The following is a 24,470-nucleotide window of genomic DNA, read 5'->3' as shown; positions in this document are numbered from 1 at the left end:
ATGGGTGATTGCTGGTCCGGGTCGCCACGGACGCCGGTTTTCTGCGCGCGGACGGGTACGCGTAGGGCATGGACTGGCTGAAAAACCTTCCCGTCATCGGGCCGCTCGTCGCACGGCTGATGGAGACGCACGCCTGGCGCTCCTACGAGACGCTGGAACGGGTCCACTGGGCCAGGCTCGCCGCGGCGATCACCTTTCTCAGCTTCCTGGCGCTCTTCCCGCTGATCGCGGTCGGTGCCGCGATCGGCGCCGCGCTGCTCTCCCCCCAGCAGCTCGACAAGATCGAGGACAAACTCGCCGACCAGGTGCCCGGCATCTCGGACCAGCTCGGCATCGACAGCCTGGTGGCCCACGCGGGCACGGTGGGGGTCGTCGCCGGTGCGCTGCTGCTCTTCACCGGAATCGGCTGGATCGGCTCGATGCGGGACTGCCTGCGGGCCGTGTGGGAGAAGGACGACCTGGACGAGGGGAACCCGGTCGTCCGCAAGATCAAGGACGCCGGTCTCCTGATCGGCCTCGGCGGCGCGGCGCTCGCGACCCTCGCCGTGTCCACCGTCGCCTCCACTGCCATCGGCTGGACGGTCGACCGCCTGGGTATCCCCGAGAACGGCGTGGGCGGGGTGCTGCTCCAGGTGGCCGCCGTCCTCGTGGCGATGTTCGCCGACTTCCTGATCCTGCTCTACCTGCTGACCCTGCTGCCCGGGGTGGAGCCGCCGCGCCGCCGGCTGATGGTGGCCGGTCTGGTCGGCGCGGTCGGCTTCGAGCTGCTCAAGCTGCTGCTCGGCAGCTACATGAGGGACGTCGCGTCCAAGAGCATGTACGGCGCCTTCGGCGTGCCGATCGCGCTCCTCCTGTGGATCAACTTCAGCGCGAAGCTGCTGCTGGTCTGCGCCGCCTGGACGGCGACGCCCAGCAAGGACGAGGCGGCGGACGGGCAGGGCGCGGACGTCAGCGGCGGGGGAGGCGACGCACCAGGTCGGGCAGCGGCCAGCGCCGGTTGACCAGCCACGCCCCGGCGGCCAGGGCGACCAGCACCCCGCCGACGACCGACAGCGCGGTCCAGACCCCGCTGGAGCCCGCAGCGGCCGCGTGGGTCGTGGCGGCGGCCTGCTCCTTCCCCTCCAGGCCTTCCGTCCCCTCCTTGCCCTTGCCCGTCGCGGGTTCGGAGCCCTTCGACACGACGGCTGACTTCGGTGGCACCAGCTCACCGACCGGGGTCACCTTGCCGCTCGCCGCGAAGCCCCAGTCCAGGAGGCCGGCCGCCTCCTTGTAGACGGCGTGGCTCTCCTCCGCCGAGGGGTTCATGACCGTCACCAGAAGGACCCGCCCGTCGCGTTCGGCGATCCCCGTGAAGGTGTTGCCCGCGTGGGTGGTGTAACCGTTCTTGACGCCCGCGATGCCCTTGTACGGCTCCACCCCGATGTCCCCGGTGATCAGCCGGTTGGTGTTCTGGATCTCGAAGCTCTTCCGCTTGCCCTTCTTCACCTCACCGGGGAACTCGGCGGTCGCCGTCGCGGCGTACTCGCGGAAGTCCGCCTTCTGCATCCCGCTCCGGGCGAACAGGGTGAGGTCGTAGGCGCTGGAGACCTGGCGCGGGGCGTCGTAACCGTCGGGCGAGACGACCGTGGTGTCCAGGGCCTGGAGCTCCTCGGCGTGACGCTGCATCGCGGCGACCGTCGCGGGCACGCCGCCGTACATCTCGGACAGCACGTGCACCGCGTCGTTGCCGGAGCGGAGGAACACCCCGAGCCACAGGTCGTGGACCGTGTACTCGTGGTCCTCCTTGACGCCCACCAGGCTGCTTCCCTCGCCCACGCCGGAGAGCTCGTCCTCGGTCACCAGGTGGGTCAGCGTCTTCGGCTGCAGCGCGGGCAGGACCGTGTCGGCGAAGAGCATCTTCAGGGTGGAGGCGGGCGGCAGCCGCCAGTGCGCGTTGTGCGACGCGAGCACCTGCCCGTCCTCCGCGTCGGCGACGATCCAGGACCGCGCGCTCAGATCCTTGGGAAGCACCGGGGCGCCCGGCCCCAGATCGACCTGGGTTCCCACCTGGCCGAGCCGGGCACCTCCCACGGTCGACATCGGACCGGTCGGCTTCGGCTGTTTTTCCTCGGTCTTGTCCTTGTCGGCCGCCCCCGCGGGACTGACGACACATAGGGACAGCAACGCGGCAGAGATGACCGTCACGACGGTCTTTTTCAGAGCAGGCACGGTCGGAAACGTACAGGGCGTTGCGGAGGGCGGGGACCCGGATGGCCTGACCCGCCGTGCATACCGCTGGGACAGCCCACCCCGGGCGATCCCGCCGGAGTGGGGCGGCGATACTGATTCCATGAAGCTCAGCCGCCCCGTTTCCTGGTTCCTGCTCGTCTTCGGAGCGTGGAGCTGGGTCATCTGGGTCACCTTTGTGAAAAATCTCTGGAAGGACGGCAGCGGGCTCGCGTTCGACGACGCGGGAGACCCGACTGCGTACTTCTGGGTCCATCTCCTGCTCGCCATCACCTCGTTTCTTCTGGGGACGGCTGTAGGGGTCATCGGGTTCCGTGGTGTCAGGGCTTTGCGTCGCGAAGGCAGATGACGGGCGGGGCGTGGGGCGCCGTCCGGACAGGATCGTTTCAGCGGGGGAGCGTACGTGTTTGTGGTCTTCGTACTCGTGGCGGTCGCGGTTGTCGCGCTGCTCGCGGCCGTGCACCGGTACGTGTGGCGCCGGCTGATCGGTGACACGACGCGGAAGGGCACCGTCGCCCGCCGCGCGGGCACCGTCGCCGCCTTCGTGCTGCCACTGCTGTCCGTCGGGGCCCTCGTCTCCAGCAGAGCGGGCTTCCCCTTCCGGCTGCAGCAGGTGCTGGCCTGGCCGGGTTACATCTGGCTGGCGGCCCTGCTCTACCTGACGCTGGCTCTGCTGGTGGGAGAGATCGTCCGCCCCCTGCTGCGCCGGATGCTCGCGCGCCGGGCCGGGGCGGCCGACGCGACGGCTCCCGAGCGCGCGGACCGGCCGGCCGAGGTGCACGCGGCGCAGGTCTCCACCCCATCCTCCGGACACGGCGGAGACCCCGGCCTGGACACCGCCCCCGGGGCGGACAGCACCCGAACCGCACCCCCCGAGGCCCCCGCCCCGGCCGTCGCCGACCCCTCGCGGAGGCTGTTCGTCGCCCGCGCGGTCGGAGGAGCGGCCGCCCTCGCCGGGCTGGGAACGGTCGGTCACGGCACCTACGGGGTGCTGCGCGGCCCCCGCGTCAAGCGGGTCACCGTCCCGCTCGCCGGACTTCCGCGGGGGGCCCACCGCTTCCGTATCGCCGTGGTCAGCGACATCCACCTCGGTCCGATCCTGGGCCGCGCACACACCCGGCGCATCGTCGACACGATCAACGCCACCGGATCCGACCTGGTGGCCGTCGTCGGGGACCTCGTCGACGGTTCCGTCGCCGACCTGGGCAGCGCGGCCGAGCCGCTCGCCGATCTCGAGGCCCGGCACGGCAGCTATTTCGTCACCGGCAACCACGAGTACTTCTCCGGCGCGGCCCAGTGGGTCGACCACGTACGCGAACTGGGCCTGCACCCGCTGGAGAACGCCCGCGTCGAGATCGCCGGCTTCGATCTCGCCGGGGTCAACGACGTCGCGGGCGAGAGCGAGGGGCAGGGGCCCGACTTCGCCCGCGCGCTCGGCGACCGCGACCGCAGTCGTGCCTCCGTCCTGCTCGCGCACCAGCCCGTCGTCATCGACGACGCAGTGGAGTACGGCGTCGGTCTCCAGCTCTCCGGCCACACCCACGGAGGCCAGCTCTGGCCCGGGAACCTGCTGGCCGAGCTCGCCAATCCCACGGTCGCCGGGCTCGAACGCTACGGCGACACCCAGCTGTACGTGTCGCGAGGCGCGGGCGCCTGGGGGCCGCCCGTGCGTGTCGGTGCCCCCTCGGACATCACGGTGGTGGAGCTCGCTTCCCCGCACGCCTGACCTCGAAACCTGTGAAACACAGGGGTGGCCTTCCATATGTGAATATCGTGTGATTGGGTGGTTCCGAACATGCGGCGATGATGTGCCTCTCTGTGCACGCGGCCGGGGTGGGTTGGCAAGGGAGCACGGCACATGCGGTTCATCCGTCTACGGATTCTCGCGATTCTGGCGGTATTGGTCATCGCAGGCGTCGGCGCCTGGCAGTTGCTTCCCTCGGACGACGCCGACCAGTCACCGATCACGGTCGGTACGTCCGACGAGGTCACCTCGCTCGACCCCGCCGGCGCCTACGACGCGGGCTCCTGGGCCATCTACAGCAACCTCTACCAGTCCCTGATGACGTTCAAGTCCGGTGCTGTCGTGCCGGAGCCGGACGCCGCCGAGAGCTGCGGGTTCATCGGCCAGAAGCTCCAGACGTACCAGTGCAAGCTGCGGGACGACCTGACGTTCTCCGACGGCCGCAAGATCACGGCCGCGGACGTGAAGTACTCCTTCGAGCGGATGCTGAAGATCAAGGCGGACGTCGGCCCGTCGGTGCTGTTCCCCGGCCTCGACACCATCGTGTCCGAGGGGCGAACGATCACGTTCAACCTCTCGTCCCGTGACGCGACGTTCCCCCAGAAGCTGGCCACGGGCGCCGGGTCCATCGTCGACCCCACCAAGTACCCGAAGGACAAGCTCCGCACGGACAACCAGGTCGACGGTTCGGGCCCGTACACGCTGAAGTCGTACGAGCCCGGCGTGCTCGCCGAGCTGGTGCCCAACCCGGCGTACGAGGGCGCGCTGAAGAAGACGGGCGGCCCGGTCGACATCCGCTACTTCGACGGTTCCGAGGCGCTCCAGGCCGCCTGGACGGCCGGCGACGTGGACGTCACGCACCGTCAGCTCCCTGCCGAGAAGCTCGCCGAGCTCGACCCGGGCGCCAGTGAGCAGCGCGTCACCGAGGCGGACAGCGCGGAGATCCGCAACCTCGTCTTCAACGTCCGTGACGGGTCGCCGCTGGCGGACAAGAGGATCCGGCAGGCCATCGCCTGGCTCATCGACCGCGGGCCGCTGGTCACCAAGGTCTACCGCAACACCGTCGAGCCGCTCTACTCGCTGATCCCGCAGGGGTACATCGGGCACAGCACCCCCTTCTTCGACTCCTACCCGCAGTCGGACCCGGAGCGGGCCAGGGCGCTGATGCAGGAGGCGGGGGTCAGCCTCCCGCTGCACATCACCTTCGCCCACCGCGACGACGACGCCAACAAGGAGGAGTCCACCGAGCTGGTCCGCCAGCTGGAGAAGGACGGGCTGTTCAAGGTCACGGAGGAGGCCGTGGAGTGGCAGGCGTTCCAGAAGGGCTACGCGGCCGGCAAGTACGACGCGTACACCCTGGGCTGGCTCCCCGACTTCCCGGACCCCGACACCTTCAGCCAGCCGCTGGTCGGCCGCGACAGCTCCCTCCACAACGGCTACACCAGCACGAAGATGGACGCGCTGATCACCGCCACCCAGCAGTACAGCGACCGCGGCCGGACCTCGGCCGACTTCAAGGAGCTGCAGGAACTGGTCGGCAAGGACGTCCCGCTGATCCCGCTGTGGCAGAAGAAGGACTACGTCGTCAGCAAGCAGTCCGTGTCCGGATCCCAGTACCTCTCCGACGGCACGGGGCTCTGGCGGCTGTGGGAACTCAGCTGGATCTGACGTCCCGCGCGCCCTGCGGGGGCGCCCCGGGCATGAACTCCACCAGCACGTCGTGGATCTCCCGCACGAGCGGTCGCAGCACCCGGAACCGGGAGAGAGCGATCGCCCGCGCGGCGATCGGCGCGGTGCGCTCGACGAGCCGGCGGCTGCGCTCAGTGCCCTCGGACCTGTCGTAGACCCAGAACAGCACCAGGCCCATCTGCATCAGCCACATCAACTGCGGCAGCAACCGGGCCAGTTCCGGGTCCGCCTTGGCCGAGGAACCCGACAGGCAGCGTTCGTGCACGGAGATGACCGCCTCGCGGGCCGCGGCGGAATCCTCGGAGAACGGGGAGAGCGGACTGTCCGGGTCCGCCGCGTTCTTGAAGAACTGCGCGGCGAAGCGGTGGTACTGCCCGGCGACGTCCAGCCAGCTGAGCAGCACCCCCCGGATGCGTACGGCGAGGTCCCTGTCCCCGGCCAGTACGGGCCGCACCGCCGCCTCGTGCTCGGCGGCGAGCCGGTCGTAGAAACCCTGGACCAGGTGTTCCTTCGAAGAGAAGTAGTAGTACGCGTTCCCGACGGAGACACCCGCCTCCTTGGCGATGGCCCGCATCGTCGTCCGGTCGTAGCCGCGCTCCTCGAAGAGCCGCAGCGCCGTCTCCAGGATCAGGGTGCGGGTCTGCTCGCTCTTCGGCGCCTTGGACTTCCCGGCCGCCCCGCCGACCGAGGCCTGCTTCGCACCGTCCGCGTCCGCCACGTTCTTCTCTTGCTCCACCACGGTCCCAAGGCTAACCGGGCGACGGTCCGGCCTGCCCCGGGCGCCCGGTCCGGTGCAGCGCTCCGGCGGCGGACCGGAGCGCCGTGGGCGCGGGGGAGGAGCCGGGGCGTGTGCTCAGGCGCTCATCGAACGCGCGGTGTTCACCTGCGACATGACCCACTGGAAGGTCTCCGGGCCCGTCGCGGGGATCATCGTCTGGTGGTGGCGGCCACCGCTGGTCACCGTGATCTGCACGAAGCCCGTCGTGCGCTTCTCCTTCATCAGGAGGAACAGCAGACCGATGAGGCAGAACAGGGCGAAGATGATCGCGAGGACGATGCCCACGGTCGGGATCTTCTCCTCCGTGCGCGACATGTCGGTCGCCGTCCACACCGCTCCCTTGAGCGGCAGGGTGCCGGACGGGGTCACGATGCCGTCGTTCATCACCGTGATGTCACCCAGGGACAGCATCGGGACGCCGCCACCGCCCTGCTGCGCGGGCAGGTTGAAGCCGGGCTCCGTCGGCTGGCCCGCGGGGTAGCCGTACCCGGGCCCGGGCTGTGCCGCGGAGTCGGGCAGCGGCTGCGGGTAGCCGTACGCAGGAGCGGCGCCCGCCGCCGGATAGCCGTAGCCCTGGCCGTCCGGCATCGTGGGCGGGTTGCCCGGCGGCTGGGGCGGGCCCCACTTGTATGAGTCGTCCGCGTACGGATTCGGATCGCTCACAGCGTTCCCCGTTCTCCCTCAAGCCATCTGCTCCCGCGCTGTGCTGCTCCGGGAGAGGTGAGCCGGTCACCGGCTCCGCACGACCGTACCGTCCCGGACCGCCCGACGCACCAAGAGGCCCCGCCTCCCGCACTGTCCGTGCGCGGAAACGGGGCCTCCCGGTGCGAACGACTCGGTCAGAAGCGGCGGGTGATCAGCGCGCGCTTCACTTCCTGGATCGCCTTGGTGACCTCGATGCCACGCGGGCAGGCGTCCGTGCAGTTGAACGTCGTCCGGCAACGCCACACGCCGTCACGGTCGTTGAGGATCTCCAGGCGCTGCTCGCCGCCCTCGTCACGCGAGTCGAAGATGAAGCGGTGCGCGTTGACGATGGCCGCCGGGCCGAAGTACTGGCCGTCGTTCCAGAACACCGGGCACGAGGACGTGCACGCGGCGCACAGGATGCACTTGGTGGTGTCGTCGAAGCGCTCGCGCTCCTCGGGGGACTGCAGACGCTCACGCGTCGGCTCGTTGCCCTTGGTGACGAGGAAGGGCATGACATCGCGGTAGGCCTGGAAGAACGGGTCCATGTCGACCACGAGGTCCTTGAGGACCGTGAGGCCCTTGATGGCCTCGACCGTGATCGGCTTCTCCGGGTTGATGTCCTTGATCAGCGTCTTGCAGGCGAGCCTGTTCTTGCCGTTGATCCGCATCGCGTCGGAGCCGCAGATGCCGTGCGCGCAGGAACGACGGAACGTCAGGGTGCCGTCCTGCTCCCACTTGATCTTGTGAAGGGCGTCGAGCACACGCTCCTTCGGGTCGATCGAGATCTGGAAGTCCTGCCACTGGGCCTCGTCGGAGACCTCGGGGTTGAAGCGGCGGATCCGGAACGTGGCCGTGATGTACGGGGTGTCGGCGAAGCCCGCCTCGGCCTTGTCGGTCTTGTCCAGGGTCGGGGTTGCCATCAGTACTTACGCTCCATCGGCTGGTAGCGGGTCGTGACGACCGGCTTGTAGTCGAGCCGGATCGACTCGGTGCCGTCGTCCGCGACCTCGCGGTACGCCATGGTGTGGCGCATGAAGTTGACGTCGTCGCGGTTCGGGTAGTCCTCGCGGTAGTGACCGCCGCGGGACTCCTTGCGGGCCAGCGCGGAGGTCGCCATGACCTCGGCCAGGTCGAGCAGGTTGCCCAGCTCGATGGCCTCCAGCAGGTCGGTGTTGAACCGCTTGCCCTTGTCCTGGATGGACACGTCGAGGTAGCGCGCCCGCAGCTCGGCGATCTTGTCGACCGCCGTCTTGATGGTCTGCTCGGTGCGGAACACCATCACGTTGGCGTCCATGCACTCCTGCAGCTCCGTGCGGAGCGCGTGGACCCGCTCGGTGCCCGTGGAGTTACGCAGCCGCTCGACCTGCTCCTGGACGAGCCGGGCCGGGTTCTCGGGAAGCTCGACGAAGTCGTTCTTCGCGGAGTACTCGGCGGCGGCGATGCCCGAGCGGCGTCCGAAGACGTTGATGTCGAGCAGCGAGTTGGTGCCCAGACGGTTGGCGCCGTGCACGGAGACACAGGCGACCTCGCCGGCGGCGTACAGGCCCGGGACGACGGTGGTGTTGTCGGCCAGCACCTCGCCCTCGACGTTGGTCGGGATGCCGCCCATGGCGTAGTGCGCGGTCGGCTGGATCGGGATCGGGTCCGTGTAGGGCTCGATGCCGAGGTAGGTACGCGCGAACTCGGTGATGTCCGGGAGCTTGGCGTCCAGCTGCTCCGGCGGGAGGTGCGTGAGGTCGAGGTAGACGTGGTCGCCCTCGGGACCGCAGCCGCGGCCCTCGCGGATCTCCGTGTAGATGGAGCGGGACACGACGTCACGGGACGCGAGGTCCTTCATGACCGGCGCGTACTTCTCCATGAAGCGCTCGCCGTCCTTGTTGCGGAGGATGCCGCCCTCACCACGGGCGCCCTCCGTCAGCAGGATGCCCATGCGCCAGATGCCCGTCGGGTGGAACTGGAAGAACTCCATGTCCTCCAGGGGCAGGCCACGGCGGTAACAGGCGGCCTGGCCGTCACCGGTCAGGGTGTGCGCGTTCGACGTCACCTTGAAGAACTTGCCGGTGCCGCCCGAGGCGTAGATGACCGACTTCGCCTGGAAGACGTGGATCTCGCCGGTGGCCAGCTCGTAGGCGACGACGCCGGCGGACTTCTTGACGCCGTCCTCCTCGACGACCAGCTGGTCCAGGACGTAGAACTCGTTGAAGAATTCCACGCCCTCCTTGACGCAGTTCTGGTAGAGCGTCTGGAGGATCATGTGGCCGGTGCGGTCGCCCGAGTAGCAGGCGCGACGGACCGGGGCCTCACCGTGGTTGCGGGAGTGACCGCCGAAACGGCGCTGGTCGATCTTGCCCTCGGGCGTACGGCCGAACGGCAGGCCCATCTTCTCCAGGTCGAGGACGGCGTCGATGGCCTCCTTCGCGAGGATCTCGGCGGCGTCCTGGTCGACCAGGTAGTCACCGCCCTTGATCGTGTCGAAGGTGTGCCACTCCCAGTTGTCCTCCTCCACGTTGGCCAGCGCGGCGGCCATGCCGCCCTGCGCGGCGCCCGTGTGGGAGCGGGTGGGGTAGAGCTTCGTGAGCACGGCGGTGCGGCTGCGCTTGGTCGACTCGATGGCCGCGCGCATACCGGCGCCGCCGGCGCCGACGATGACGGTGTCGTACTTGTGGATCTGCATGGTTTTCCTCTGGTCCCTCTGTCCCGGCGCCTAGCGGATGTTCGGGTCGAAGGTGAAGATCACCAGCGTGCCCAGCAGGACGGTGAACACCGTGGCGGTGTACAGGAGCATCTTCAGCCAGAAGCGGGTGTTGTCCCGTTCGGCGTAGTCGTTGATGACCGTACGGAGGCCGTTGGCGCCGTGGAGCATGGCCAGCCACAGCATCGCCAGGTCCCAGACCTGCCAGAACGGCGAGGCCCAGCGACCTGCGACGAAGGCGAAGCCGATCTTCGACACGCCGCCGTCGAGCACCAGCTGGATCAGCAGGTGACCGATGACGAGGACGACCAGCACGATGCCCGACAGGCGCATGAAGAGCCAGGCGTACATCTCGAAGTTGGTGCGCGAGCCCTTGGGGGTCTTGCCCGTGCGCTTGCGCGGGGGCTCGATGACCGGGGCCGGGTTGTCGACGTCGTAGAGGCTTACGCCCTCGACGTCACCGATCGCGGAAGTGGGTGTCTCGGTGGACATCGGCCTCAGCTCCCGAAGACTTCACGTACGGCGTGACCGAGGACGGGGTACAGGGCCCCGACCATCAGCACGATCCAGATTCCCAGCACGGTCCAGAGCATCTGCTTCTGATAGCGGGCGCCCTTGGACCAGAAGTCCACGGCGACGATGCGGAGACCGTTCAGCGCGTGGAAGAGGATCGCGGCCACCAGGCCGTACTCGAGCAGTGCGACGAGCGGGGTCTTGTAGGTGGCCACGACGTCGTCGTACGCCTCGGGGGAGACACGCACGAGTGCGGTGTCAAGGACGTGTACGAACAGGAAGAAGAAAATGAGGACACCGGTGACTCGATGAGCCACCCAGGACCACATGCCTTCCCGGCCGCGGTACAGCGTTCCAGCCGGCACGGAAGAACCCTCCGGGAGCGGGGATTGGGGTCGGCCGGCTTGACTGTCGGTCTGACCCGGCCGGGTACGGTCCACCGGCCCCGGCCATCGTAGCGACGCTTTGTCGGTTCCATGGCGGCGGGGCCTCTGGTGTGATCAAAGCGGCAGTCAAACAGGCACGGACGGGCTACCGGGGGCCATATGCCACCGGGGGGAACGGGTCGGGCGTCCGCCCCGCCTCCGTCACCAGCTCGATGATGCGGCCCCGGGCGAGTCGTCGCATCTCCTCCGCGGTCAGGGAGCGCTCCTCGTCGGGGTCGTGCGTCAGCCGGGTGCGGATGGCGGCCAGCACCTGGTCGACGTGCTGGGAGGGGCGCAGACCGTCCAGGCAGATCACGAAGACGTGGCCGAACCGGCTCTCGTACGCGGCGTGCGCGGCGCGCAGCGCCAGATGGGCGGCACGGGGGGCGTCGTGGTGCAGGCACGGGGCGCTCTCCGCGGCGATCGCCTCTGCGATGTCGGCGGGCGCGAGGTCGTATCCCGCCTCGTCGGAGGCGGCGAGCAGCGTCTCCACGTCGGGGTAGGGCCGGTGGGCGGCCAGCCGGTGAGCCCACCGGCGGCTCCCGCAGCATTCCAGCAGGGAGGTCTCGGCGAGGTCCCGGGGCCAGGTGTTGAAGCGCGCGAGACCACTCGAGTGGGCACTCGTGGGTGTACTCACCGACACTGGTTCCGGAACGGTGGCCTCCATGGGGGCCACCCGGAGGGCCGGGGCAGGTCCCCGGTGCTGGACGGGGACCGCCGTCCGGCCTGCCTGCTGCGTCGGCTTCGGCAGGTCGGGGTGCGGCTCGCTGGACCTGGACAGCGGGACTCCTCGGACGAATGACATCTGTGACCCTGGACAAGAGGGCCCGGAGAGCGGCGAGGTTGCGCGGAGTGGGAGTGAGGACTGGTACGTATGTCCCTTCACGCTAGCGAGGCGTGGCGGCGCGCAACCGAATGATGCGAGAACTTCACCCGGACGGGAGAGTTTCGGAACGCTCGATGGACGAATCAGCGGGGGAAATGCCCGACTTTCTCATCTTCTTTGAACTGTTTCTCCCCCGATCCGGAGGTTTCTGACCGATGTCGCCCTCACGTGCACCCCTGGTGGCCGGCGCCGCCGTCGCGGTGGCAGCCGCCGTGACCCTCACCGTCGTGGTCTGGCCCGACGACTCGGGCCCGGGGTCCCAGAACAGCGGATCGGCCTCGGCCCGCACGTCCGCCTCACCGTCACCCACCCGGAGCTATCCGCTCTCCACGACGCCGCGGACCATACCCGCGGTCCGGGAGCACACCGCCGCACGCGGGCCCGGCTGGAAACCGTCGAAGGACAGCGCGGTCGTCGCGGCCGACCCCGCGCTCACCGACGAGGCGAAGCTGCTCGCGAAGGAGCTGAAGATCGGCTACCGGGGCGAGAAGTCCCCCCGGTCCGGTGACGTCCAGCTGGCCCTCGCGGCCTCGGACAAGGGCTCCCCGGAGTCGTACACGCTGAAGACCGAGGGCAACCAGGTCACGATCAGCGGGCCCGGCCAGGCGGGCGTCTTCTACGGGACCCGCACGCTCAAGCAGTCGCTGAACGCCGACAGCACCGTGCCCGAGGGCGTCGTCGAGGACACGCCCGACCGGCCGCAGCGGGGTCTCAACCTCGACATCGCGCGCAAGCACTACACCGCGGGCTGGATAGAGGACCGGCTGCGCGAGATGGCCGACCTCAAGCTCAACCAGCTCGGCCTCCACTTCTCCGACGACCAGGCCTTCCGGATCGAGTCCGACTCGCACCCCGAGGTGGTCTCCGACGAACACCTCACCAAGGCCGAGGTCCGCCGGATACTGAAGCTCGCCCAGAGCCTCCACATCACGGTCGTCGGCGAGATCGACTCCCCGGGACACCTGGGTGCCGTCCTGCGCGCCCACCCCGACCTCCAGCTGCGCAACACGCAGGGCGTCGCACGGCAGGGTGCCATCGACATCTCGAAGGCCGGGTCGGCGAAGATCGTCGACGACCTGCTGAAGGAGTACGCCGAGCTCTTCCCCGGCAACTGGTTCCACGTCGGCGCGGACGAGTACCAGGCGCTCACCGTCAGCAGCCCGCAGGCCTCCTACCCGCAGCTCGCCGCGGCCGCGGTCGAGAAGTACGGCGACGGCGCCACCGTCCAGGACCTGACGGAGGGCTGGCTGAACGACCGCGCCGCAGTCATCCGCAAGGCTCAGAAGATCCCCAAGGCGTGGAACGACGGCTTCTTCAGCGGCGGGACGGTCACCGCGGACAAGGGCATCGAGGTCGAGTACTGGACGGGCAAGGAGATCGGCGCCCGGCCGCCCCAGGACTACCTCGCCGAGGGCCGCAAGGTGGTCAACCTCAACGACGAGTACCTCTACTACGTGCTCGGCGAGCCCAACGACTTCACATATCCGACGGGCGAGCGGATCTACGAACAGTGGACCCCGTTCGTCCTGCGCGGGACCGAGCCCGTCCCCGAGCGTTACTCGAAGCAGATCCTGGGCGGCCGGTTCGCGGTCTGGGGCGACTTCCCGAACGCGCAGACGCAGGCGCAGGTGGCCGAGGGGATCCGGATGCCGCTCAACGCGGTCTCCCAGAAGCTGTGGGACCCGCGCGAGCCGAAGCTGACCTGGGCGCAGTTCCAGCAACTGGCGGACGAGACCGGCTGAGCCGTATCCGCCGTACGTCCCGCACCGCGTGTGCCGCGCACCCCTCTCGGGGGTGCGCGGCACACGCGTTTCCCGTCCCGGCAACGGCCGGACGGGTCCCCGTCCGAGTCGGGTCCCGTTTTCGCGCTTCCCCGCGGCGCCGGGTGGGAAGAATGTCAGCCCGGACCGCGGGGGGAGCGCGACGTGGGTTTCTGGGGCTGCTATCTCGTGGGCCGCAGCGGGGAGCCGCTCATCGGCCACCCCGCGCTGAGGGACGCGCGCGAGCGGCTGACGCTGCGGGAGTACCGCGCGGACGGGTGGCAGGTCTGGTCCCATCCCACGGAGTCCTCGCTCGGCAGCATGACCGCACTCGCCGACGCCGCACGGGCGCCGGTCCTCCTCGGCTTCGTCATGGACGGGGTCTGCGTAGCCGTCGAGGCGGCGGCGCCGCACAGCGGGTCCTGGTACGCCTGCCTCGGCAGGACGCCGATGGCCGAGCGTCTCGGCCCGGACGGCCCGGCGCCGGAGGACCTCTTCCTGTCGCCCGAGGACGCGGCGGCCCGGGCCGTCCGCTGGGCGGCCGAAACCGGCCGCGGCGTTCGCGAGGGGCCCCTCCTCGAACTGCTGCGGATCGAGCGGCCCGAGTGGTCCGGAGAGGAACTTTTCTTCGCTTTCCTGGACCGTCTGGGCATCAAGAGCCTGTCCGACTGAGTCCCGCTGTGAGCTCACGTGTCGGAAGAGTGACGTTTTTCAGCCATCTGGCGCAGTACGCGGTAACGGGAAGCGGTGTGCTCCCGGGGACCGACGGACCGATGGGGGAGGCGTCGATGAGCCTGCTGGAGCTGATCGCTCGTGCCGACGAGCGAGGACTGGCCGCGAGCGGGATCGCCTGCCTGGACCGCTGCCTTCCGCTGCCGGGGGACGGGCACGACCCGGAGCCGCTGCGCCCGCTCTGGGCGGCCTGCGAGAAGGGCGCGGACTGGGCCGCCCGGCTCGACGCCGTGCACGCGGAGCTGGAGGACACCGCCGGGAGCGACATCGTCGTGGCGCGCGTCCGCGTGCTGCTGGGCGCCGCGCCGCGGGACTTCACGGCGGAGCCGCTGCGCGTGTGGGCGGACGCCTGCTCGCTGCTCGCACTGGACGTCCACCGCCTGTACGACTTCCCGGCCGGTGACGACGCGGGAAGCGCCGAGGACTGCCGGGACGGCGGAGCCGCGGGCGCCGGGCCGCTCGTCACCGGGGAACTCCGCCGCCAGGGCGAGATCCTGGAGAGCCTCGCCGAGGCCGCGGGCACGGAGGGCGGCGGGACGGGGCTGCGCCGGGTCCTGGACCTGTCGACCGAGGGCCGGCGGGTGCTCCGCGCGGTGGTGTCCCGCCGCGCCCGGGGCGGTGGCCGGCCCGGCGGCGTGCCCCTGAGGTGACGTCATGAGGGGGAGGGGACGACGACCGGGGCCGCCACCCCCCACAGGAGAGGCCCCGGCCGTCTTCCACAGGGCCGCTGAGCGACCCCGTACTCATCTCTGCGTCACAGGTGCGTTTTCTGTCACACCGCGCTGGGTCAGGGGACAGTTGCAGGTTGTACAAGTCATGGACGGGGCACCGTCCGACCACGTAGCGTGCTGACTCGCGCAGGGTGGCGCAGTAGCGGTGACCAGCTACGATTCCGATCAGCAGGGCGGGTTGAGGGAGTGCTGGGGGACGACGCGGAGTTGACCGCCGCGGTGCTCGCGGCACAGGACGGGGACGAGGACGCCTTCCGTACTGTGTACCGCGCTGTGCACCCACGGCTGCTGGGCTACATACGGACGCTGGTCGGTGAACCGGACGCCGAGGACGTGGCGTCCGAGTCCTGGCTGCAGATAGCGCGTGACATCGACCGGTTCAGCGGTGACGCCGACCGGTTCCGCGGCTGGGCCGCCCGGATAGCGCGCAACCGCTCGCTCGATCACATACGGATGCGGGGCAGGCGCCCGGCAGTCGGCGGTGACGAGAGCGAACTGGAGGGCGAGGCCGCCGAGTCCGACACGGCGGGGGAGGCCCTGGAGTCGCTGGCGACCGGACGGGCCATGTCCCTCATCGCGCAGCTGCCGCAGGACCAGGCCGAGGCGGTCGTGCTCCGCGTGGTGATCGGTCTCGACGCGAAGAGCGCCGCACAGACGCTGGGCAAGCGCCCCGGCGCGGTGCGTACCGCCGCCCACCGGGGACTGAAGCGGCTGGCGGAGCTGGTGGGCGCCGACCCGGGCCCGGAGGACGGCATTCCGGCGGCGGGGGCGGAGCTCGGTGCGGTACCCCCGCAGCGCCCCGGCCGCCAGGGCGCCGCGACGCCCGCCGGTGTGACGCATTCGCGTCCGTGGACGCAGAAGGACATGTGATGGCCGACGAGCAGCACGAGTGGCTTGACGCGGACGCGGCGGAGTCGTTGCTCCGCGGCGAGTCCGTCGAGCCTGTCGACGATCACGCGGTGACAGAGGCCCGGAAGCTGCGGGCCGCACTGCTGGCGCTGCGGACCCCCGCCGCTCCCGACGACGAACTGCCCGGCGAGGAAGCGGCGTTGGCCGCCTTCCGCGAGGCCTCCCGGAACGGGAAGCGGGCCGGTGCGCCCGCCGGACCCGCAGGGGCGCACGACCTGCACGCCGTACGCATCGGGGCCTCGCCCGCGTCCCCGGTCCGGCGGCGTCCGCGCTGGACCCGCCCGGTGCGCTACGGCCTCGCCGTCTCGCTCGCCGGGTGCGCGCTCGGCGGGGTGGCGGTCGCCGGGGGCACGGGCATGCTGGCCGTACCGTTCATCGGCCACGGCTCACCGGTCCCGGCCACGTCCGTCTCGGCGGCCGCGTCCCCCGAGGAACTGGGCGCCGAGGTGCCCGACTCAGGTGAACCCTCACCCGTGCCTTCCGTACCGCCCCGTTCGTCCAGCCCTCCCGCGCCCTCCGACCTCCCGGACACGGGAACGCACGACGGCGACGGGCACACCGGACAGGACGGCGACGGCGCGAGGGACCGTGCCGACGGCGGCGCCCAGGACGACGGCGCCGAGGACAGCCAGGACGGCACGGACGGCCGCCGGACACCCGAGCGCTCCCCGGCCGAGGTGTACAGGAAGTCACTCAAGGCCTGCCGCGCCTACCGCGAGGACACGCTGAGCCGCGAGGAGGAGTCCCGGCTCCTCGAACTGGCCGACGGAGAGACCAACCTCGACCGCTTCTGCGACCGTCTGCTGGGCGTGGACGACCGTGACGGTGACGACGGCCGGAGCGACGACAAGGGCGAGGACGGCGGCAAGGACGGGGACGGCGGCGAGGGCGGTGGGGGCTCCCTCCCCTCGATCACCTTCCGCACGCCGTCCGCGGGGAACGGGCAGGACGACGTGCCGAAGGACCGGGACACCTCGGGGCCGACCAGCGGATCCACGGCGAGCTCATCGTCCACCTACTCGCCCGTAACGCGCTGACCTGCGTGAACGTGCTGACAGTAACGTTCTTCGGCGCTACGGCGCAGTAAGAAGTGCCGACTGGTCATCGGCCGCGCAAGGAGCCGGGGTTCCCCCCGTACCTTCGGCTCAGCGCACCTGGCGCGGGCGGGACACGTTCCCCCGGTCCCGCCCGCGCCCCCAATCGGTCCGGTGGAGCGCCCTACCGGTGGATGACGACCTTGTCGCCGCTGCGCACCTGGCCGAAGAGCGACGCGATCTTCCCCTCGTCCCGTACGTTCACGCAGCCGTGCGACGCGCCGTCGTAGCCCCGCGCGGCGAAGTCCGGCGAGTAGTGAACCGCCTGACCGCCGCTGAAGAACATGGCGTAGGGCATGGGGGACCCGTAGAGCGTCGACACGTGGTGGCGGGACTTCCAGTACACCGAGAAGGTGCCCTCGCGGGTGGGGGTGTACTGCGAGCCGAACCGCACGTCCATCGACGAGAGGACGCTGCCGTCGATCATCCAGGACAGGGTGCGGGTGTTCTTGTCGACGCACAGGACCCTGCCCTGGAGGCAGCGGGCGTCGGGCTTCGCCGCTTCCGCTCCCGCGGCCGGCGGGTCGAGTTCCCCCGACGTCGGCCTTCGCGTCATCGCGAGCAGCCGTTCCCAGGTCACGGTGTCGGTCCGCCCCGTACGGGGAAGGCCCCGCCTGCCCTGGAAGGACCGCACCGACGCGACGGTCGTGGCGCCGTAGTACCCGGTGGGGCTGCGGCCGAAGTGGCCGATCTGACGCAGCCGCGCCTGGAGCTCCCGCACCCGCGTGCTCCGGTCGCCGACGGCCATCAGGGTGCTGGGCGGAGGGCTGGGCCGCGCGCCCGGTGTCCGTGGGGGACTGGCCGCAGGGCTTGCCGGCGTACTTCCCGGCTTGGCGTCGTCCGTGGGGCGCGGGGATGTTCTCGTCGGCAGGGTGGTGGGCTCCGGGGCCCCCACCCGCTCGACCTTGCAGCCCGTCGCCAGGGTTGCCAGCGCGAGCAGGCCGACCGCTGCCGTGGCGGCGGTGCGCGCTCCGAGCCCGTGACCGTTCGTCCGTCCGCGTGTCATTCCGTCCCCTCACCCGCCCGTCGGCGCCGGTCGCTCGTGACCGGCGCGCGGCGCGGACATCTCATGGGACGGATTCCCGTCCTGCCCGGTCGCCGAATCCTGCGCATGATGGGAGACACACGGCCGGGCCGCCGGGCAGGAGCCGTCAGCAGGGTCCCGGCGGAGGGAGACGCGCAGGCCCTGGCGCTGCGACCGGAGTCCGTCGCGCAGCTCGTCACCGAGGAGCAGCTTTGAGTGGGAGGCACAGCAGATGACGCGTGAGTCCGAGTCGGGACTGCCCATCGAGCCGGTGTACGGGCCGGAGACGCTCGACGGCTGGCGGGCCGAGGAGAAGCTCGGCGAGCCGGGCGCCTTCCCTTACACGCGTGGTGTCCATCCCACGATGTACACGGGCAGGCCGTGGACGATGCGGCAGTACGCCGGGTTCGGCACCGCCACCGAGTCCAACGCCCGCTACAAGCAGCTGATCGCCGACGGCACGGCGGGTCTCTCCGTGGCGTTCGACCTGCCCACGCAGATGGGACACGACTCGGACGCGCCCATCGCCTCCGGCGAGGTCGGCAAGGTCGGCGTGGCGATCGACTCGATCGACGACATGCGCGTCCTCTTCGGCGGGATCCCCCTGGGCGAGGTCTCCACGTCGATGACGATCAACGCCCCCGCGGCGCTCCTCCTCCTGCTCTACCAGCTGGTCGCCGAGGAGCAGGGCGTGCCGGCGGAGAAGCTGACGGGCACGATCCAGAACGACGTGCTCAAGGAGTACATCGCCCGGGGCACGTACATCTTCCCGCCCAAGCCCTCGCTGAGGCTGATCGCCGACATCTTCAAGTACTGCAAGGCCGAGATCCCGAAGTGGAACACGATCTCGATCTCCGGCTACCACATGGCCGAGGCGGGTGCCTCTCCCGCGCAGGAGATCGCCTTCACCCTCGCGGACGGCATCGAGTACGTCCGGACGGCCGTGGCGGCGGGGATGGACGTCGACGACTTCGCGCCCCGGCTCTCCTTCTTCTTCGTCGCCCGTACGACGATCCTGGAGGAGGTCGCCAAGTTCCGCGCCGCGCGCCGGATCTGGGCGAAGGTGATGAAGGAGGAGTTCGGCGCGAAGAACCCCAAGTCCCTGATGCTGCGCTTCCACACCCAGACGGCGGGCGTCCAGCTCACCGCCCAGCAGCCCGAGGTCAACCTCGTGAGGGTCGCCGTGCAGGGCCTGGGGGCCGTCCTCGGCGGCACGCAGTCGCTGCACACCAACTCCTTCGACGAGGCCATCGCCCTGCCGACGGACAGGTCGGCCCGCCTCGCGCTGCGTACCCAGCAGGTCCTGGCGTACGAGACGGACGTGACGGCGACGGTGGACCCCTTCGCGGGTTCGTACGTCGTCGAGAAGATGACCGACGACGTCGAGGCCGCCGCCCTGGAACTGATGCTCAGGGTCGAGGACTTGGGGGGCGCGGTCGAAGCCATCGAGCGCGGCTTCCAGAAGAGCGAGATCGAGCGCAGCGCGTACCGCATCGCTTTGGAGACGGACAGCGGCGACCGCGTCGTCGTCGGCGTCAACCGCTTCCGCCTCGGCGCGGAGGAGCCGTACGAGCCGCTGCGCGTCGACCCGGCGATCGAGGCGCGGCAGGCGGCCCGCCTGGCGAAGCTCCGGGCCGAACGCGACCAGGGCGCGGTGGACTCGGCGCTGGCGGAGCTCAAGAGGGCGGCGGAGGGAACGGCCAACGTGCTCCACCCGATGAAGGACGCCCTCAGGGAGCGGGCCACCGTCGGCGAGGTCTGCGACGCGCTGCGGGAGGTCTGGGGCGCGTACGTACCGACGGACGCGTTCTGAGCTGTGATCCAGCACGACCGGCTGCCGGACGGCGACGGGGGCTGGTCCTCCGCGATGTGAACCACCAGGGCGGAGTGTCGTACCCGCGTGCGACACTCCGTCCATGCTAGGTGTCACCGATCTCCCGACCTATCTCGCCGGCCTGGTGCTGATCATTCTGCTTCCCGGTCCGAATTCGCTGTACGTGCTCTCCGTCGCCGCCAGGCGCGGGGTGCGTACCGGCTATGTGGCCGCTGCCGGTGTGTGGACCGGGGACACGGTCCTGATGACCCTGTCGGCGCTGGGCGCCGCCTCCCTGCTGCAGACGACGCCGGTGCTGTTCGCCGTCGTCAAGTACGCGGGCGCCGGGTACCTCACCTGGCTGGCGATCGGGATGATGCGGACCGCCGTGTCGATGTGGCGTGAACGGCATCAGCGGGCCGCCGAGCTGACGGAGGAGAGCGCCGCACCGGCGGGGGCCGTGGAGCACCCTTACCGGCGGGCGCTCGTGGTCAGCCTGATCAACCCGAAGGCGATCCTGTTCCTGATCTCCTTCTTCGTGCAGTTCGTCGATCCCGGCTACGCCTATCCGGCGCTCTCCTTCCTGCTGCTCGGCACGCTGCTCCAGATCGGCAGCTTCCTCTACCTCTCGGCGCTCATATTCGGCGGCACCCGTCTGGCCAACGCGTTCCGCCGCCGTAAGCGGCTGTCGGCGGGGGCCACCACGGCGGCGGGCGTGCTGTTCCTCGGCTTCGCGGCGAAGCTGTCGCTCAGCGGGGTCTGACCGAGCCGGACCGGCGGCAGGGCTCAGTGGTGCCAGGCTTTGCCGCCCACGTTGTGGATCATCCGCTGGAGCACCTTCAGGGCGGCCACGAACTCCTCGTCGGGAATCCCGGCGTGGATCTCCGCGCTCGCCCTGCTGACCCGTTCGAACGCCTCGGCGCGCAGCGTGTGCCCTTCGGGGGTGAGCCGCAGGAGGGCGGTGGCGTCCTGCGTGACCAGGCCCTTGGCGACGAGGGTGTCGATCTCCGGCTCCAGCGAGTCGCCCGCGTCCAGGTAGCCGCGGAGCATCGCGACCACCTCCGCGCGCGGGCGGCCGAGTCCGTCCGCCTCGGTGAGCTGGTTGAGGACCCACCAGGGAGGCTGGGTCAGGCCGTGTTCGGCCAGTGCGGCCCGGATGTGGGTCACGGTCGCTTCGTGGGCGGCCCAGCTCCAGTAGCCGATGGGCTGCCGTGCCAGTCCCGCGTCGTCATGTGAGTAGTCCATGCCCCGGACCGTAGGACCTCAAGCGAAGTTGAGGTCAAGGCCCGCTGTCGGGCGGCGGATGCCGGGCTCCGTGGATCCCGGCACCCCGCCGCCGGCGTCACATGCGGGCGTATCCCGTCGCCGTCACCGTCTCGAAGGGGAGCCGCACCACCGTCGCCGTCCCCGGGTCGGCGCCGAGTGTGCGCAGTGCCGTCAGCTCCTGCGCCGTCAGGGCCCGTCGTACCAGTACGAACTCGTCCAAAGCCCCCTGCAGGTACTCGGCACCGTTCGGCCGGGTCCCCAGGTGGACGCCGGACACCTCGAAGGCGTCGCCGTAGGTCACCGCACCGGAGGGGGCGGCCGCCTCGTCGAGGACGGTGCCGTCCACCGACAGCGTCAGCCGGTCGCCGGACCTCTGGAGTACGACGTGGTGCCACGCCGCGTTCCCGAAGGCCGTGCCCGCGCTCGTGTCGACCGCGTGCAACTCCGTGGTGGCGCTGTCCGTCTGGAGGTGGGCGGTCAGCCGGTCCTGCGAGGGTTTGGCGCGCAGCCACAGCTGACGCTCCGCACCTCCCGTGCCGTACGCCCAGAGCAGCACCTGATCTCCGGTGACCGCGGTGGCCGAGTACTTCCACCACAGGGCGACGGTGAAGTCGTCCGCTCCCAGTGCCTCGTCGGCACCGTAGGGGAGCTCGACGCCGTCGTCCGTGCCGTCGAGCGTCAGGGCGGAGCCGAATCTGCCGTCACCCGTGGCCGCGGAGCCGCGCACGTAGGCGTGGTTGCAGTGGGCGGAGGAGTCCGGTGTCGCCGGGCCGGCCGCGGAACGCTGGATCTGGTGGACCTCGGTGTTGCCCGGCTCCATCGACCACCAGACCCGGGGCAGGTCCGACGGGTAGCCGCCGCTGCCGCCGACCGTCGAGGCCGTGGCGGTGGTCAGCTCGGTCCGCGTCAGTGCCCGGTCGAACAGACGGACGTCGTCCAGCCTGCCGGTCAGCACGTCGGAGCGGTCCGGCTTGGAGCCGACCCGCAGTCCTTCGGCCGCCGCCCCGGTCAGGGAACCGGTGAGGCCGGAGGCCTCCACGGCCGGCGCGCCGTCGACACTCAGACGCAGGACGCCGTCGGCGCGGCTCAGGGCCAGCAGGTGCCAGTCCCCGTCCCCGTAGGCCGTGGACGCGCCGGTGTCCGGCAGGGCGACCTGGACGTGTCCCTCGGGTGTCTGGGCCCAGGCCAGCAGGCGGTCCTGGGCCGGCTGGGTGCGTACCCACAGGGAGGGCTTGCCGGATGTCGAGCCGTAGGCCCACAGCAGAGCCGCGTTGGGAGTCGAGGCCGTGGCCGCGTGGGCGAACCACAGGGTGTACGTGAAGTCCGAGGAACCCACGTCCAGGGCGGGCAGGTACGGAGTCTCGACACCGGGCCGGGTGGCCGACACGCCGATCGCCCCCCTGCCCACGCGTCCCGTCGTCTCTGCGGGCAGTCCGTCGAGCAGGGTGCCGTCGGCGCAGTGGCCGGAGACGTCGTCCTGGATGCCGACGGAGACCATGGCCGGGGCGTCGGCGCGGTCGATCACCTGGAACGGGAGATGCACCGACAGCGTGTCCTCGGCGCCGGGAGCACCGCCCGCGGTGCGCAGTGCCGTCAGCTGGGCGGAGGTGAGCGCGGCCCGGTGGACCCGGAACTCGTCGAGCGCGCCCGCGTAGGAGTCGCTGGCCGTCGCGTCGGCCTTGGCGCCGAGCCGGATTCCGTCGACGCCCCGGTCGAGGGTGTTCGTCAGGGATCCGGTGACGCCGGTCGCCACCGCGGGCGGCCCGCCGTCCACCGACAGCGCGAGTTGGCCCGCTGTGCGCACCAGCGCCAGATGGTGCCACGCCCCGTCCCCGAACGCGGTGGACGCCGTTGTGTCCGGCAGCGCCAGCCCGGTGGTCCCCGATGCGGTCTGGGCCCAGACGTAGAGCCGGTCCTGCGAGGGCTGCGCCCTGATCCACACCTGCGGCTCGGCCGAGCCAGTGCCGTACGCCCACATCAGGGCCTGCTGGGGGCTCGTGGCGGAGGCGGAGTGGCGGAAGAAGAACGAGTAGGTGACGTCACCGGCGCCAGGATCCAGCGACGGAGCGTACGGCAGTTCGGCGTGGTCGCCCGCTCCGTCCAGGACGAGGGCCTGCTGGGAGCGGCCCGGGCCCAGTGTGGCGTCCCCCGCCAGGTAGGCGTCGTTGGTGTCCGGCCCGGTGTCCGGGGTGGTCCGGCCGGCCGCGGGCGTGGGCTGCGGATGGGCCGGGCCGGTGGTCGTGCCGGGCACTCCCACGGAGGAGGGCGTGAACCGGTTGAAGTAGAGGTGCGCGGCGGAGAAGTCCGCACCGCCCTCGTACAGGAGCCCGATCTGGCCGTCCACGAGCTCGGCGAGGTCGGAGTACCCCGCCCGGTCCTCACTGATCGCGCTCCGGGAGGACTGCTGCCAGGTCACCCCCCGGTCGGTCGACCACCGCAACCCCATCTCCTGGCGGTCGGTGGGGTGGGTGGGGGCCGCGAACACGAGCGTGTCACCCGGAGTGCCGCGGTACGTCTGTCGCAGAGCGAGCACCGAACCCTGCACCTGAGGTGTCGTCAGGCCGGTCGCCGGCCGCTGGGCCGGCACGGTGGTCCCCCCGTCCGTGCTCACGGCGCGGGTGCGGTGGACGGGGTCCGTGTTGTTCCGCGCGTTGACGTACACGCTTCCGTCGTCGAGCTCGGCGACGGCGGGCTCACCCGGCTTGACGGTGTCCTTCACATGGGAGTTGGGGGTGGTGGACGCCTGCCAGGTCTCGCCGCCGTCGTCGCTGTACAGCACACCGACGTACGCGGTCGAGGAATCGGGCTCCTCGTACGCCCCCACGACCAGCCTGCCCCGGTGCGCGCCCCCGGTGAGCTGGATGCCGTGACCGGGGCCGGTGCCGTACCAGCCCTTGTCGGTGCCGGCGAAGCGCGGCAGCGGACGGGCCGCGCCGAAGGTCAGCCCGTCGTCGGTGGAGCGCTGGACGTGCGGTGTCCGCCTGCCGCCGGGCTGTACCGGCTCGGAGGTCGAGAGCAGCAGGACGTCACCCGTGACGAGGTCGGCGACGGGCGCGGGATTGCTCCGGGTCCAGGGTGTGTGCGGATCGTCGGGGCTTCCGGTCGTCACCACCCGGACCGGGCTCCAGGTGCGGCCGTCGTTGGTGGAGCGCCGGACCACGAGGTCGATGGGACCGCGGTCGGCGCAGGAGGGCGAGCGGCGGGCCTCGGCGAAGGCGAGCAGCGCGTTCGTCCTGGTGCGGACCAGGGCGGGGATGCGGAAGCAGCCGTAACCGCCGGTCCCTGACCGGAAGAGGATCTGCTCGGTTCCGGTCAGGGCGTCGGCGGACGGTGCGGTGCCGGAGGCCCTGGCTTCCGGCGCGGCGACCGTGGGCACGGCGAGGCACGAGAGGAGCAGGCCCAGGCCCGCCAGTACCGCTCTCGTCCTGGTGCTGACAACGGGCAAGGGAAGGCTGCCTCTCTCGGCGGCACCGCAGCCGTCCCGGAAGGGGACGACTGCGG

23 protein-coding genes are annotated in these 24,470 nt (G+C 70.7%); 12 read left to right on the top strand and 11 right to left on the bottom strand.

The features are described 5' to 3' along the window. The first annotated feature begins 68 nt into the window (after window positions 1-68). Window positions 69-1,001, top strand: coding sequence for a YihY/virulence factor BrkB family protein (locus P8A20_RS13740; RefSeq protein ID WP_147959166.1), 933 nt, complete (start codon window positions 69-71; stop codon window positions 999-1,001). Here P8A20_RS13740 and P8A20_RS13735 read toward each other — a convergent pair. Continuing rightward, entirely contained in the window at window positions 949-2,391 is a 1,443-nt protein-coding gene (locus P8A20_RS13735; RefSeq protein ID WP_306103584.1) for a D-alanyl-D-alanine carboxypeptidase, read from the bottom strand. The genes P8A20_RS13740 and P8A20_RS13735 overlap by 53 nt on opposite strands. Here P8A20_RS13735 and P8A20_RS13730 point away from each other — a divergent pair. The 3 genes from P8A20_RS13730 to P8A20_RS13720 all read left to right on the top strand — a co-directional run bounded on the left by P8A20_RS13730 (window position 2,330) and on the right by P8A20_RS13720 (window position 5,638). Further along, entirely contained in the window at window positions 2,330-2,575 is a 246-nt protein-coding gene (locus P8A20_RS13730; protein WP_261988630.1) for an SCO4848 family membrane protein, read from the top strand. The two genes, P8A20_RS13735 and P8A20_RS13730, sit on opposite strands and share 62 nt — an antisense overlap. A gap of 60 nt (window positions 2,576-2,635) precedes the next feature. Further along, the gene (locus P8A20_RS13725) at window positions 2,636-3,952 is read left to right on the top strand and encodes a metallophosphoesterase (RefSeq protein ID WP_371934397.1); all 1,317 of its coding nucleotides are present in this window, start codon (window positions 2,636-2,638) and stop codon (window positions 3,950-3,952) included. Window positions 3,953-4,084: 132 nt separating this feature from the next. Then, window positions 4,085-5,638, top strand: coding sequence for an ABC transporter substrate-binding protein (locus P8A20_RS13720; RefSeq protein WP_147959167.1), 1,554 nt, complete (start codon window positions 4,085-4,087; stop codon window positions 5,636-5,638). Here P8A20_RS13720 and P8A20_RS13715 read toward each other — a convergent pair. The 7 genes from P8A20_RS13715 to P8A20_RS13685 all read right to left on the bottom strand — a co-directional run bounded on the left by P8A20_RS13715 (window position 5,625) and on the right by P8A20_RS13685 (window position 11,421). Continuing rightward, window positions 5,625-6,398, bottom strand: coding sequence for a TetR/AcrR family transcriptional regulator (locus P8A20_RS13715; RefSeq protein WP_147959168.1), 774 nt, complete (start codon window positions 6,396-6,398; stop codon window positions 5,625-5,627). The genes P8A20_RS13720 and P8A20_RS13715 overlap by 14 nt on opposite strands. A 114-nt stretch (window positions 6,399-6,512) precedes the next feature. Continuing rightward, the gene (locus tag P8A20_RS13710; protein ID WP_147959169.1) at window positions 6,513-7,100 is read right to left on the bottom strand and encodes a hypothetical protein; all 588 of its coding nucleotides are present in this window, start codon (window positions 7,098-7,100) and stop codon (window positions 6,513-6,515) included. 176 nt (window positions 7,101-7,276) lie between these two features. Beyond that, a complete protein-coding gene (locus P8A20_RS13705) occupies window positions 7,277-8,044 on the bottom strand; it encodes a succinate dehydrogenase iron-sulfur subunit (protein WP_147959170.1) in 768 nt (255 codons plus the stop codon). Then, window positions 8,044-9,798: a succinate dehydrogenase flavoprotein subunit gene (gene sdhA, locus P8A20_RS13700; RefSeq protein WP_147959171.1), complete on the bottom strand. Its 1,755-nt coding sequence runs from the start codon at window positions 9,796-9,798 to the stop codon at window positions 8,044-8,046. Before sdhA ends, P8A20_RS13705 begins: the two co-directional genes overlap by 1 nt. 30 nt (window positions 9,799-9,828) lie before the next feature. Further along, window positions 9,829-10,308, bottom strand: coding sequence for a succinate dehydrogenase hydrophobic membrane anchor subunit (locus P8A20_RS13695; protein WP_147959172.1), 480 nt, complete (start codon window positions 10,306-10,308; stop codon window positions 9,829-9,831). Between the two features lie 5 nt (window positions 10,309-10,313). After that, the gene (gene sdhC, locus P8A20_RS13690) at window positions 10,314-10,694 is read right to left on the bottom strand and encodes a succinate dehydrogenase, cytochrome b556 subunit (RefSeq protein ID WP_104788456.1); all 381 of its coding nucleotides are present in this window, start codon (window positions 10,692-10,694) and stop codon (window positions 10,314-10,316) included. Window positions 10,695-10,860: 166 nt separating this feature from the next. Further along, a complete protein-coding gene (locus tag P8A20_RS13685; protein WP_147960408.1) occupies window positions 10,861-11,421 on the bottom strand; it encodes a 2-oxo-4-hydroxy-4-carboxy-5-ureidoimidazoline decarboxylase in 561 nt (186 codons plus the stop codon). A gap of 374 nt (window positions 11,422-11,795) precedes the next feature. On the opposite strand from P8A20_RS13685, the gene P8A20_RS13680 reads away from it, so the two are divergent. The 5 genes from P8A20_RS13680 (at window position 11,796) to P8A20_RS13660 (ending at window position 16,809) form a co-directional block, all read left to right on the top strand. Then, entirely contained in the window at window positions 11,796-13,382 is a 1,587-nt protein-coding gene (locus tag P8A20_RS13680) for a beta-N-acetylhexosaminidase (protein ID WP_147959173.1), read from the top strand. A 183-nt stretch (window positions 13,383-13,565) separates the two neighbouring features. After that, the gene (locus tag P8A20_RS13675; RefSeq protein WP_147959174.1) at window positions 13,566-14,072 is read left to right on the top strand and encodes a hypothetical protein; all 507 of its coding nucleotides are present in this window, start codon (window positions 13,566-13,568) and stop codon (window positions 14,070-14,072) included. Between the two features lie 116 nt (window positions 14,073-14,188). Continuing rightward, window positions 14,189-14,782 carry a hypothetical protein gene (locus P8A20_RS13670; RefSeq protein ID WP_147959175.1) on the top strand — a complete coding sequence of 198 codons (594 nt, stop codon included), beginning with the start codon at window positions 14,189-14,191 and terminating at the stop codon, window positions 14,780-14,782. Between the two features lie 267 nt (window positions 14,783-15,049). Then, a complete protein-coding gene (locus P8A20_RS13665) occupies window positions 15,050-15,733 on the top strand; it encodes an RNA polymerase sigma factor (RefSeq protein WP_147959176.1) in 684 nt (227 codons plus the stop codon). Then, a complete protein-coding gene (locus P8A20_RS13660) occupies window positions 15,733-16,809 on the top strand; it encodes a hypothetical protein (protein ID WP_306103582.1) in 1,077 nt (358 codons plus the stop codon). Before P8A20_RS13665 ends, P8A20_RS13660 begins: the two co-directional genes overlap by 1 nt. A gap of 181 nt (window positions 16,810-16,990) precedes the next feature. Here the strand turns inward: P8A20_RS13660 and P8A20_RS13655 are convergent, their stop codons facing one another. After that, window positions 16,991-17,872 carry a L,D-transpeptidase family protein gene (locus P8A20_RS13655; protein WP_147959178.1) on the bottom strand — a complete coding sequence of 294 codons (882 nt, stop codon included), beginning with the start codon at window positions 17,870-17,872 and terminating at the stop codon, window positions 16,991-16,993. A gap of 105 nt (window positions 17,873-17,977) precedes the next feature. Between P8A20_RS13655 and P8A20_RS13650 the strand changes: the two genes are divergently transcribed. The 3 genes from P8A20_RS13650 to leuE all read left to right on the top strand — a co-directional run bounded on the left by P8A20_RS13650 (window position 17,978) and on the right by leuE (window position 20,466). Further along, the gene (locus P8A20_RS13650) at window positions 17,978-18,106 is read left to right on the top strand and encodes a hypothetical protein (RefSeq protein WP_261988631.1); all 129 of its coding nucleotides are present in this window, start codon (window positions 17,978-17,980) and stop codon (window positions 18,104-18,106) included. Between the two features lie 16 nt (window positions 18,107-18,122). Beyond that, window positions 18,123-19,703, top strand: coding sequence for an acyl-CoA mutase large subunit family protein (locus P8A20_RS13645; protein WP_147959179.1), 1,581 nt, complete (start codon window positions 18,123-18,125; stop codon window positions 19,701-19,703). Window positions 19,704-19,806: 103 nt separating this feature from the next. Beyond that, window positions 19,807-20,466: a leucine efflux protein LeuE gene (gene leuE / locus P8A20_RS13640; RefSeq protein WP_147959180.1), complete on the top strand. Its 660-nt coding sequence runs from the start codon at window positions 19,807-19,809 to the stop codon at window positions 20,464-20,466. A gap of 23 nt (window positions 20,467-20,489) precedes the next feature. On the opposite strand, the gene P8A20_RS13635 is transcribed toward leuE, so the two are convergent. Next, complete coding sequence (locus P8A20_RS13635) at window positions 20,490-20,948, bottom strand: MarR family winged helix-turn-helix transcriptional regulator (protein ID WP_147959181.1); 459 nt, start codon at window positions 20,946-20,948, stop codon at window positions 20,490-20,492. A gap of 97 nt (window positions 20,949-21,045) precedes the next feature. After that, on the bottom strand, window positions 21,046-24,414 hold the full coding sequence (locus P8A20_RS13630; RefSeq protein WP_306103581.1) for a LamG-like jellyroll fold domain-containing protein: 3,369 nt from the start codon (window positions 24,412-24,414) through the stop codon (window positions 21,046-21,048). Window positions 24,415-24,470: the final 56 nt, after the last annotated feature.

The organism is Streptomyces sp. Alt3, from assembly GCF_030719215.1.
Taxonomy (GTDB): Bacteria; Actinomycetota; Actinomycetes; order Streptomycetales; family Streptomycetaceae; genus Streptomyces; species Streptomyces glycanivorans.
This window is presented reverse-complemented; position numbering and strand designations above follow the sequence as displayed.